Source organism: Paenibacillus sp. FSL R7-0026, from assembly GCF_038004485.1.
Lineage (GTDB): Bacteria > Bacillota > Bacilli > Paenibacillales > Paenibacillaceae > Paenibacillus > Paenibacillus xylanexedens_A.
In genome coordinates, this window is sequence record NZ_JBBORG010000001.1 from 1,690,350 (window position 1) to 1,702,261 (window position 11,912).

The window sequence follows — 11,912 nt, forward strand, 5'->3', positions numbered from 1 at the left end:
CGATGCTGCGACTATCTGCGGCGAAAGGAAGAAAAAAAACATGAGTTCTTTTGTGCATTTGCACGTTCATAGCGAATACAGTTTGCTGGACGGCGCTGCGCGTATTCCGGATCTCGTGAATAAGGCTGCAGATCTCGGAATGACGACACTTGCGCTGACCGACCATGGCGTGATGTATGGTGCAATTCCTTTTTATAAAGCATGTATGGAGCGAGGCATCAAGCCGATTATAGGGTGCGAGGCATACATGACAGCAGGGTCCCGCAAAGAGCGGGGAAGCCGCAAGGATCAACCGATTCATCATTTGATTTTGCTGGCCAAGAATATGACGGGTTACCGTAATCTGATGAAATTGTGCTCGATTGGACATCTCGAGGGTTTTCATTACAAACCCCGTGTAGATATGGAAAGTCTGGCTGCCCATCACGAGGGTATTATCTGTCTAAGTGCGTGTCTGGGCGGAGAAGTACCACAGCATCTGCTGCATGGGCGAGAAGAAGAGGCGAGACGTGCGGCGTTACGCTACAAAAATATCTTTGGTGCCGACTTCTATCTGGAACTTCAGGATCACGGGCTTTCGGAGCAAAAAAGGGTAAATCCGCAGTTGATCAAACTGGCTGCCGAGCTGGAGATTCCGCTTGTAGCCACCAATGATGCGCATTACCTGTCCGAAGAGGATGCTGAGCTTCAGGATGTGCTGATCTGTATCGGAACGGGCAAGACCGTGGATGATGAAAATCGGCTCCGAATCGGAACGAATCAGCTCTATCTGAAAAGTGAAGAAGAGATGGCTCGTTTGTTTCCTCATGTACCGGAAGCTCTGGCAAACACCGTCCGCATTGCGGAGTCCTGTGAGTTGAAGCTGGAATTTGGCAAATCGATTTTGCCTGAATATAGACCTCTTCCCGATGGACTCAGTCCTTCGGCGTATCTGCGTCAACTGTGCGAAGAAGGAATGGAGGAGCGTTATGCGCAGTCCACACGTTGGACAGATGCGGAGCTTCGATCCGAACTCGAACAACGCTTGGCGTATGAACTCGGTGTAATCGACAGCATGGGATTCTCGGATTATTTCCTGATTGTTTGGGATTTTATCGCCTATGCGCATAAACAAGGCATTGTTACTGGACCAGGCCGGGGCTCCTCGGCAGGTAGTCTGGTAGCGTACACTTTGCATATTACCGATGTTGATCCGATGAAATACAACCTGCTCTTCGAACGATTCCTGAATCCCGAGCGGATCTCCATGCCGGATATTGATATTGACTTCAGCGATGAACGGCGTGATGAGGTCATTGATTATGTCGCACATAAATATGGCAAAGCCCATGTCGCCCAGATTATTACGTTTGGAACGATGGCTGCCCGTGCAGCTGTACGTGATGTTGGGCGGGCCCTGAATGTGCCTTATGGTGAAGTGGACAAGGCTGCAAAGCTGATTCCGGCGCAGCTCGGCATTAACATCGAGCGGGCCATGGAAGCTACACCTGAACTGAAGGCGCTGTATGAAACCAAGCCCAAGACGCGTGAACTGCTGGATATGGCGATGAAGGTCGAAGGTATGCCACGCCATGCTTCGACGCATGCAGCGGGAGTGGTTATCTCCCGTGACCCGCTGACCGATGCGGTGCCACTTCAGGAGGGCAGTGAAGGGACAGCGTTAACCCAGTATTCCATGGAAAACCTGGAGTCTATTGGGCTGCTTAAGATGGACTTTCTTGGTTTACGTACCCTCTCAATCATTGAGCGGTGTGTACGCTGGATTGGGGAACATGGAGAAATTCCGGATTTCCGCCTTATCCCCGATGATGATCCGTTAACGTACGAGATGCTTGGGCGAGGGGACACGATGGGCATATTCCAACTGGAATCTGCCGGGGTACGCCGTGTGCTGAAAGAGATGAAGCCAAGTAGTTTTGAAGATGTAATCTCTGTACTTGCCTTGTACCGTCCGGGTCCGATGGAGTTCATATCCAAATACATTCAGGGCAAGCATGGACAGATTGAAGTGGATTACCCCCATGTGGATCTGGAGCCTATCCTGAAAGATACGTACGGCATCATCGTGTATCAGGAACAGATCATGCAGATAGCCTCCCGGATGGCGGGTTTCTCGCTGGGTGAGGCAGATTTGCTCCGCAGAGCCGTCTCCAAGAAGAAACGGGAAGTGCTGGATCTTGAGCGAGGACACTTTGTACAAGGCAGCCTGAAACAAGGGTATAGCGAAGAAGAGGCAGACCTGGTCTATGATATGATCGTCAAGTTTGCCAACTATGGCTTCCCGCGTGCTCATGCCGCGGCATATGGTGTGCTTGCGTTCCAGACGGCGTATCTGAAGGCGCATTATCCGGTTCATTTTATGGCATCCATGTTAACAGCCGTAATGGGTAGTCATCGGAAAGTGGCAGAGTACGTGGTGGAATGTCGACGTATGGACATGGAGGTGCTTCCGCCGGATGTAAATGAGAGCGGTATTCTATTTACACCTGTATTTGTGCCGTCCGGCAGCGCAGGAACTGGGGATCAGAGCAAGGTATCGCAGCAGAATGCGGGAGCAGATGCAGAGAGTGACGCCGGAAGCCTTGCCGAAGAACATGCCACGAACAGTAACGGGAGTTCCTTGAGGGAAGATCACGTTCATGGGCATTCGGGACAAGCAGAATATGGTGAAGCACCTCTGCCGGATGATCCCGGTCCTGAACCGGAAGAGGACAGTGGCGGATATGAGTGGCAGGCAGCGACATCCATGCCTGAGGCATCCGACAACCGGAAGGAACCGGGATTGGTGACGGCTTCTTCAATGGAAAATGGTAATGACCAGGGGAAAGAAGCGTCTTCTTCGCGCGAGGATGAGGAAAAATTAACGGGTGCAATACGATTTGGTCTGGCCGCTGTGAAAAATGTCGGTACCCAGGCAATGGAAAGCATTATGATCGTAAGGCAGGAGAGACCGTTCGACAGTTTGCTCGATTTTTGTCGTCGTGTGGATCTGCGTGTATGCAACAAACGTGTGATTGAATCGCTGATCCAGGCCGGAGCTTTTGACACATTACCTGGGCACCGGGCCCAATTGCTGGCGATGCTGGATGAGACTGTTGAAGCGGCGTTGAAATGGCGCAAAGAACGTGAGGATCTGCAGATTCAATTGTTCGACTTTGTTGAGACGCCAAACTGGGAGATTGAATACCCGGAAATTCCTCCTTATTCCTCAGGGCAGCAACTGGAGTTAGAGCGTGAGTTGTTAGGCTTGTATCTCTCTGGGCATCCGCTGGATGACTATGAAGATGTGCTGGAATCGAGTGGGGCTGACCGGATCATGGAGCTGACCGAGGCGGCTGACGACACGATGACTGTCGCCGCGGGTATGGTTGTGTCTGTGAAGTCGATTACGACGAAACAGGGCAAGGCTATGGCGTTCATGGAGCTGGAAGACCAGATTGAACGCTGTGAAGTGGTTCTCTTTCCCGAGGTATGGCGGCGTAGCCAGCAGCATGTTGGGAAAGGTGAACTGCTCGTCGTGCGTGCCAAAGTGCAGCAGCAGGACGAAGGGTTTAAGCTGCTGGCTGAGGAAGTGGTGCCGTTGTCACCGTCGGCACTGGAGCAGCAGCTGCGCAGCCGTGACCGGCGCGTCAAGCCCGGCAGCGGCAGCTCTTCGCGCCCGGCGCAGTCGGCTTCGCCGCGGCGACCAGCGGGCGCAGGAGCCGAAGCGCAGCGCAGCAGCGCAGGCGGGGATGCTTCCGGTGCGCGTAGCAGCGGGAGCCAAGGCTCGGCAGCGACGCGCAGCGATGCGGCGGGTACGGGCGCAGCCACGGCGGCGGCTTCCCGGCCTGGTGGTGCCGCTGAGGCTGCTGGAAGCCCGGCGCAGAGCCGCGAACCGCGGGCCGTGGAGCAGCGGGTGTTTGTGAAGATTGCCCCGCATGCGGAGAAGCCTGAGCTTCTGGCACGTCTGAAGCAGCTGCTTCAGGAGCACCCCGGCCCTGTGGCGACAGTGCTCTTCTATGAGCAGCAGCAGAAGCTGCTTGCGCTGAGTGATGCCTACCGGATTAAGCCATCACCAACCTTGTTCTCCGAGATGGAGAAAATGCTGGGTGAAGGCACAGTCAAAATTAAATAAGAGGCTGTCCCGTAAGTGATAGCACCTATCCATAGTATGAAACCTGTTTGGCTCAATGCTGAACAGGTTTTTTTTGATTATTTTAGTGCGAGCGCGGTTCCCTGACGACAGGGTTTAAACAAACGAATTGCAGACTTGTTATAGGCCAGCTCCAGACCAGAGCGGAATGTACAATCCTGCAACATGTCCAGGGTGTGACTGGTCTCAACCATCCGCACATTTTATGAACATTTTAACAGGTTGCTGCATACACTTGAGAACACCGAAGGACCTCGCGGTCCTCGGGGGATTGATGCGGGAGGTCGAGATATGTCATATGAAATCGTAGAAGCCATGCTGGCCCGGCGGGGTGTACGGATTGATGCAATCGCAGCAATTGTATACCGTCTGCAAAAAGGGTACCACCCCGAGCTGACCTTGGACGACTGTGTAACCAGCGTGAAATCCGTTCTGCAGAAACGAGAGGTGCAATATACGCTCTATACGGGTATTGCTCTCGACGAACTTGCGGAGAAAAAACTCTTGCCCCAACCGTTACAGGCTATTATGGAAGCGGATGAATCTCTGTATGGAGTGGACGAGACTCTGGCCCTCGGCATTACTCATGTGTATGGTATGATTGGTTTAACCAGCTTTGGTTACCTGGATAAAGAAAAAATAGGTGTAATTCATGATTTGAACGAACACACAACAGCCATTCATGTTTTTTTGGATGATCTGGTCGCAGGGGTGGCCGCTGCGGCTTCTGCCCGAATTGCACACAAAAATATTAAAGCCAAAAAATACCCCTCAGACCTTTAACCCCCTGTATTTCCATGCTTATATGCTGTTGTCACTCCAATGGCTCATATGAAGTCATCAAGGGCGGCCGAGGCTGCCCTGATAGGCTTGATGCTGCTTATCGATGGGGATGAACAAGAAGATTTCGTCAACCATATGAGTTATTCGTGGGGGACTAATGTCCCTCATGATCCCGAATTCTCCCCAAAGGTCCTGAACCCTTTCTTGCAGAAAAAAAGTGAGGTATGTTATCATTAGTCCAATATACGGGCTCTGAACATTAGCTTAGGGGGCGGACAAGGCATGTGGACGGTGATTTACATTGCACCGACAGCAAAGGTTGCGGACAAGATCAAGACCAAGCTTTCGGAAGAAGGTTTTCTGGTACAGACCCGTCCCATCAGTTTATCCAAGCAGCAATTTGAGATTCGCGTCCCTTCTGGGGAATTGGAAGAGGTCCAGGAAGTGCTGAATTCCATTCTGCATTCCTGATTTGTTCGACATCAACGTGCCTTGGCAGATGAAGAAGTACCATCGGTACATAAGGGACTAATCGCGTAAGCGGAGAGAGGAATCGACTTGCATGTATTGTATGCTGCTGTCCTTCCTTCTTTTTTTGTTAGGACAAGGACCGACCTGGTTGCTCCCGGAGACCCTACCAAGATAGATTCAAACATCGGCGCAACAATCTTTCGGTTTTTGCAGGTAACATCAATCGTGCTGACAGAAGCCGGTGATCCTTGCCCTGTACCGGCGGATTTTTTTGTTGTGAATGCTGGACAAGGCCCATGGCAGCGTGTGGGTCGTAAGCGGTTTACCGTAACACGCGGATGAAGCTGCCACAAGCAGCGCTCTGCAGGTTGCGGCCATCAAATCAACGGCTGGAGAGGTGTAGTTGTGTTCAAAGATATATTCCAGAAGAAACGGAAGTACGCTACCATACCTTCCGAGCGTGCACTTCCCGGCGAAGGCCAGGAAGTCCTAGAACGCCCAAAACGTGAAATACCTGAAGGGCTTATGAACAAGTGCAGCAAATGCGGCACCATTCAATATAGCAAGGAATTGGAGAAAAATCTGAAAGTATGTCCTGCCTGCGGTTACCATATGCGTCTTAACGCTATGGAGCGCATTGCTATGGTACTTGATGATCAAGGATTTGTTGAGTTTGACGCTGATATGATTTCGGTTGATCCACTTGGCTTTCCTGGATATAGCAACAAATTGGAACAACAGCGTCTGAAATCGGGCCTGAAGGAAGCGGTAATTACAGGGGAAGGAACCATTGAGGGCCTGCCTGTAGTTGTGGCTGTCATGAGCTTTGATTTCTTCACAGGCAGCATGGGTTCTGTTGTAGGGGAGAAAATTACCCGTGCCATTGAGCATGCAACAGAGAAGCGCTTGCCAATGATTATTTTCTCCACATCAGGTGGTGCCCGGATGCAGGAGAGTATTCTCAGCCTCATGCAAATGGCCAAAACAAGCGCAGCTTTATCCCGTTTGGATGAACAGGGCGGGCTGTACATTTCGGTCATTACGGACCCAACGACAGGTGGAGTCTCGGCAAGTTTTGCGAGCTTGGGCGATATTAACATTGCCGAACCTGGCGCTGTATTTGGTTTTGCCGGCAGAATCGTTATCGAACAGACGATCCGTCAGAAGTTACCTGATGATTTCCAAACGGCTGAATTTAATATGCAGCATGGTCAGTTGGACATGGTTGTGCACCGGAAAGAACTTCGGGCCACTCTTGGCAAGCTTTTGGATATGCATAGTGAAAAAGGAGGGGTCTAAATGGCGGGTGAGTTGCCATATGAAGCGCCTCTGGTTGAGATGCGCAAAAAGATTGATGAACTCGTACAGTTTGGACAGGAAAAAGGCATCGACTTTACGGACGAGATTGCCCGCCTGGAAGAACGTTACCATAGACTTGAAGAAGAGATCTACACTGGCATAACAGCAGCTCAGAAGATGCATCTGGCGCGTCATCAGCAGCGCCCAACAGCGCTGGACCTGATCCAGCTGATCTTTACAGACTTCATTGAGCTGCATGGTGACCGCATGTTCGGAGACGATCTTGCGGTTGTTGGCGGACTTGCCAAGTTGAATGGAAAGACAGTAACGGTAATCGGACAACAGCGGGGGAAAGACACGAAGGATAATATCGCCCGCTTTTTCGGCAGCGCTCATCCAGAAGGTTTCCGAAAAGGACTTCGTCTGATGAAACAAGCGAACAAATTTGGCCGTCCTATTATTACGTTTATTGATACTAAAGGGGCGTATCCGGGTAATACTGCAGAAGAGAGAGGTCAATCGGAAGCGATTGCTCGCAACCTGATGGAAATGGCGAAGCTATCGGTTCCTGTTATTGTTGTGGTCATCGGCGAAGGTGGAAGCGGCGGTGCCCTCGCTATGGCTGTGGGTAATCGTGTGTTGATGCTGGAACATGCGATCTATTCTGCAATCTCTCCGAACGGCGCTGCTTCGATTCTCTGGAAGGATGCATCCAAGGCAGATCAGGCGGCTGAAGCAATGAAAATAACAGCCAAAGACCTGTTGGAGATGGAAGTCATTGAAGAGATTGTCCCTGAGCCACGCGGCGGTGCTCACCGGGATTATGAAGCGTCTGCTGCTTTCATCAGTGAAGCTTTGGTCCGTCATCTCGACGAGATGAAGGGTTGGAGCGGGGATCAGCTGAAACAGGATCGTTATGAGAAATTCCGTAAAATTGGATCGGTCACGTTTGAACCTCAAGCATCCATTGAAGCCCCTCAAGAGCTTGTAGAAGTCGATGTTGCGAGTAATTTGTCGGGAAATGCTGAATAATGTGACGAATTTCCTATACAAATGAGCAAAAGTATAGTAAATTTAATAGTTGGAAAAAGAAAAATAGATAAAGAGTAATACCTTTAAAATCGGAGGAAACCCAAAATGCGCAAAACGAAAATTGTATGTACCATTGGTCCATCCAGTGAATCTCTGGAGAACACCAAAAAATTGATTATGGCCGGTATGAATGTGGCCCGTCTGAACTTCTCCCACGGTGATTTCGATGAGCACGGCGGACGGATCATTGCGATTCGCCAAGCATGCGAAGAGTTGAACAAAACAGTAGCGATCCTGCTGGACACCAAAGGACCGGAAATTCGGACAGGTAAACTTGAAGTTGAACCGATCGAATTGGTTCAAGACGAGTACATCACTTTGACAACAGAAGAAATTCTGGGAACCAAAGAACGTCTTTCCATTACGTATACAGATCTTCCGAATGATGTTGAACCGGGATCTACGATTCTGATCGACGACGGTCTGATCGGACTGACTGTGGTGGAAGTGCAAGGCACCGAGATCAAATGCCGTATCGTTAACGGCGGATCGATCAAAAGCAAAAAAGGTGTTAACGTTCCGGGCGTTGCCATTTCTCTGCCGGGTATCACCGAAAAAGACGCTAACGATATCGTATTTGGTATCGAACAAGGTGTCGATTTCATCGCGGCTTCTTTTGTACGTAAAGCAAGTGACGTACTTGAGATTCGTGAATTGCTTGAAAAACACAATGCTGGACATATCCAAATCATCTCCAAAATCGAAAACCAACAAGGTGTCGATAACCTCGACGAAATCCTTGAAGTGTCTGACGGCCTGATGGTTGCTCGTGGAGACCTGGGTGTTGAGATTCCTGCGGAAGAAGTACCATTGGTACAAAAACGCATGATCCAAAAATGTAACGTTGCAGGTAAACCGGTTATCACAGCTACACAAATGCTGGATTCCATGCAGCGTAACCCGCGTCCAACACGTGCGGAAGCAAGTGACGTGGCGAATGCGATCTTCGACGGTACGGACGCAATCATGTTGTCCGGTGAGACAGCTGCGGGTAAATACCCAGTTGAATCCGTTCTGACCATGTCCCGTATTGCTGAAAAAGCAGAATCTGCTCTGCCTTACCAAGAGTTGTACCTGAAACAACGTGTTGCTCAACAAACAACTGTTACAGAAGCAATCAGCCAATCGGTTGCTCTCCAAGCTCAAGATTTGAACGCAAAAGCGATCATTACTTCGACTGAATCAGGACATACTGCACGCATGATTTCCAAGTATCGTCCAGAATCTCCAATCATCGCTGTGACAACGGAAGATAGAACTTCCCGTCGTTTGGCTCTGGCTTGGGGTGTAACTCCTGTCAAAGGAAGACTGGTTGATTCCACGGATGCTTTGTTCGAAAATGCAATTGAAGGCGGCGTAAAATCCGGACTTGTTAAAGAAGGAGACCTGGTTGTGATCACAGCTGGTGTACCTTTGGGTCGTTCCGGTTCTACCAACCTGATTAAAGTAAGCCAAATTCCAAACAACGCTTAATAGCGTCTTGGATGGAGAAGCAACAGGAAAGAAGCAATGGGGCTTTATTGTCCCGTTGCTTTTTTTCCATCTTATTGACACTTTACAACGATGTAACACGTATGAATGATAGAGCGAAGGAGGCCGATAACGTGCGAGAACAGAGCAATGGTAACTGGTATGCGGCACGTCTTCGTGTACGCTATCAAGAAAGTGACCAGATGGGCGTGGTCTACCACGCGAACTATTTGAATTGGTTTGAAATCGGTCGAACTGAGATGATTCGCCAAATGGGGTATACATATCGTAAAATGGAGGAACAGGGGTTACTGCTTCCCGTAACCGGATTGGATGTGAAGTATCACAAGCCTGCCCGATATGATGATGAGATTATCATTTTCACCCGTATTGCTGCATTTAGTGGTCTGCGACTGAATTATGAGTATGACGTAAGACGCATGTCTGAAGAACCTGATGAGCATATGGCGATTGGAGAACGGGTATGGTCAACTGATGAATCACTCCCCGGTGAACGGCTAGTTACAGGTTCTACCCAACATGTATGGGTGAATGGGGACTGGAAGCCAGTTCGGCTGGATAAGGCAGCCTCTGAGTTATACAGCGCGCTTGAAAAGGTGTGGCTTTCGGGAAAGGGGTAATACGTCAATGCGAAAATGGATGTGGGCTTTACTCTTAATCATTCCGGTGATTGAATTATTTGGTTTTATTCTGATGAGTGACTGGATCGGAGCCGGAAAGACATTGCTTCTCATGATTCTCACGTCCTTGATTGGTATAGCAATGTTGCAGTTTGAAGGGCGAAAAGTACTTGTGGACGCCAAATCCGAGATGGAGCGTGGCAAGGTACCAGGAAGAAAAATGGTCGATGGTCTTTTTATTTTTGTCGGTGGTTTCTTGCTTTTGATTCCAGGTTTTGTGACGGATCTGATCGGCTTTACACTGGTATTTCCATTAACACGTCCGGTGTACCGTCTGTTCTTCCTGGGGTGGCTGGAGAAAAAAATGAAAAGTGGCAAAATTACGTTTTATCGTCGTCCGAAATGAAACACCAGTTGTTTTGCATAATGGAAAAGGCTCCGCTCAGCAGATGATTTCTGTTGATCGAAGCCTTTTTCTATTTTCCTGGGCGCTCATAAGATGATGCCTCATCGGACACGGCCGTTGATGATATACGTTCTGAGGTCTCGTAATACGTTAGCCCGATTGAACGCATCGAGAATCACGAGACTGACAGGGCCAATAATCAAGCCCAGAACACCGAACAACTTCAAACCCACAAACATGCCAACCAGCGTGGCGAGTGGGTCGAGCCCTACACTGCTTGCAAGTACCTTCGGTTCAATAATCTGACGGGCAATCAGTAAGATCAGATAGATAATACTAATGCCAATACCCAGATACAGATCCCCATTCATAAAGAGGTACGCTGCCCAAGGCACCATGATAAGGCCAACACCCAGATAAGGAAGCAGATCGACCAAACCAATCATCAGAGCGATGGTGAAGGCTGAATTGACTTGCAATATAAGCAGTCCAATCATGACGAATAGTGCTGTAATCGAGATCATGATCAATTGTGCTCTTGCGTATCCGAACAGTGCCTTCTTAAGGTCAGTCCAGATGTCGGATATCGGCTTGCGAATGGAAGAGGGTACCCATCCCGATACGGTGATGTTGTGCCTGGTCCAGCTTTTGCTAATGAAGAATGTAGACAACAGAACAACGATTAATACCGCGCCCATGTTCGGCAGGGAAGTCAGCAGACTCAGAATCATGTTGAAAAATCCGGTGACCAGATCTGTGACGGCTGTACCCACCGTTTCAGTTGTTTTACTAATATTGCTGTTGATGGTTTCCTGGTAGTTGGGATTTTCCTTGTAAAATTCATTGATCTGCGCAGTCAAACTTTGAATGGTGTCATTCTGGGTCCAACGCACAAACGTGTCCTTGATCTCATCAATATGAAGATCAAAGCTTGTCGTAAGTGAAATGACTTCTTTTACCATGCGGGTAATCGCCGCAGACAGCACCACCGCAATGGCTCCAAAATAAAGGATCAATGAAAGAGTCACAGCCAGCCAGCGCGGGAATCGTGCTCGATGCTGAAGCAGTTTCACTAATGGATTCATGGCATAGGCGATAATCCAAGCAATCGCAAAAGGGTACAAAAGCGGGAACAGCAAGTATATGGCAACGGCGATCAGAACAGCCGCAATGATAACCCATAAGCCACGGAGCAGGCGTTTCATTATTATTCTATCCAAGCATCAACTCTCCTTATTTCAATTAAGCCGACCTATGTATGATCCATGAAGCAGTATTAAAAATAGATGGCTATCTTAATTAATATAGAGCATTTACAAGGTTTTGAAACGCCGGGATGTTACCAGATCTTGTTCAAAAGCGGATTTTTGAACAAGATGTATGGGGATTCTTTCTTTTGCCTAGAGTATGCCTTAGTATTACAGAATATAGCAATAGAAAGTTCTACATACGACAGGATTGGTTAAAAAACATTAAATGTCAACCTTGTTTTTGTAAATGCTTTCAAAAATGCTTTATCGGACCGATAAAGAAGTTTGATGTGCGAATGAACTCTCATCATGTTCACATAAACGACAAAATCCAGTATGATGTTATAAGTAAATACCGATTGACAGAT

Annotated in this window: 9 protein-coding genes; 8 read left to right on the forward strand and 1 reads right to left on the reverse strand. The window is 48.9% G+C overall.

Annotated elements, in window-relative coordinates:
* Positions 1-40: 40 nt before the first annotated feature.
* The 8 genes from MKY44_RS07705 to MKY44_RS07740 all read left to right on the forward strand — a co-directional run bounded on the left by MKY44_RS07705 (position 41) and on the right by MKY44_RS07740 (position 10,294).
* Positions 41-4,114: a DNA polymerase III subunit alpha gene (locus MKY44_RS07705; RefSeq protein WP_341006640.1), complete on the forward strand. Its 4,074-nt coding sequence runs from the start codon at positions 41-43 to the stop codon at positions 4,112-4,114.
* 309 nt (positions 4,115-4,423) lie between these two features.
* Entirely contained in the window at positions 4,424-4,915 is a 492-nt protein-coding gene (locus MKY44_RS07710) for a phosphatidylglycerophosphatase A family protein (RefSeq protein ID WP_036609851.1), read from the forward strand.
* 282 nt (positions 4,916-5,197) lie between these two features.
* Positions 5,198-5,386: a hypothetical protein gene (locus tag MKY44_RS07715; RefSeq protein ID WP_017689496.1), complete on the forward strand. Its 189-nt coding sequence runs from the start codon at positions 5,198-5,200 to the stop codon at positions 5,384-5,386.
* Between the two features lie 405 nt (positions 5,387-5,791).
* The gene (gene accD / locus MKY44_RS07720) at positions 5,792-6,685 is read left to right on the forward strand and encodes an acetyl-CoA carboxylase, carboxyltransferase subunit beta (RefSeq protein WP_339240998.1); all 894 of its coding nucleotides are present in this window, start codon (positions 5,792-5,794) and stop codon (positions 6,683-6,685) included.
* Positions 6,686-7,717 carry an acetyl-CoA carboxylase carboxyltransferase subunit alpha gene (locus MKY44_RS07725; protein WP_315936561.1) on the forward strand — a complete coding sequence of 344 codons (1,032 nt, stop codon included), beginning with the start codon at positions 6,686-6,688 and terminating at the stop codon, positions 7,715-7,717.
* 105 nt (positions 7,718-7,822) lie between these two features.
* Positions 7,823-9,250 carry a pyruvate kinase gene (pyk, locus tag MKY44_RS07730; RefSeq protein WP_017689492.1) on the forward strand — a complete coding sequence of 476 codons (1,428 nt, stop codon included), beginning with the start codon at positions 7,823-7,825 and terminating at the stop codon, positions 9,248-9,250.
* Between the two features lie 101 nt (positions 9,251-9,351).
* Positions 9,352-9,888 (forward strand): acyl-CoA thioesterase, encoded by a 537-nt coding sequence (locus MKY44_RS07735; RefSeq protein WP_076318369.1) that lies wholly within the window; start codon positions 9,352-9,354, stop codon positions 9,886-9,888.
* A gap of 7 nt (positions 9,889-9,895) precedes the next feature.
* The gene (locus MKY44_RS07740) at positions 9,896-10,294 is read left to right on the forward strand and encodes an FxsA family protein (RefSeq protein ID WP_036609835.1); all 399 of its coding nucleotides are present in this window, start codon (positions 9,896-9,898) and stop codon (positions 10,292-10,294) included.
* Between the two features lie 101 nt (positions 10,295-10,395).
* Here MKY44_RS07740 and ytvI read toward each other — a convergent pair whose 3' ends face one another.
* Positions 10,396-11,514, reverse strand: a complete 1,119-nt coding sequence (ytvI, locus tag MKY44_RS07745; RefSeq protein WP_105598059.1) for a sporulation integral membrane protein YtvI — start codon at positions 11,512-11,514, stop codon at positions 10,396-10,398.
* Positions 11,515-11,912 lie beyond the last annotated feature (398 nt).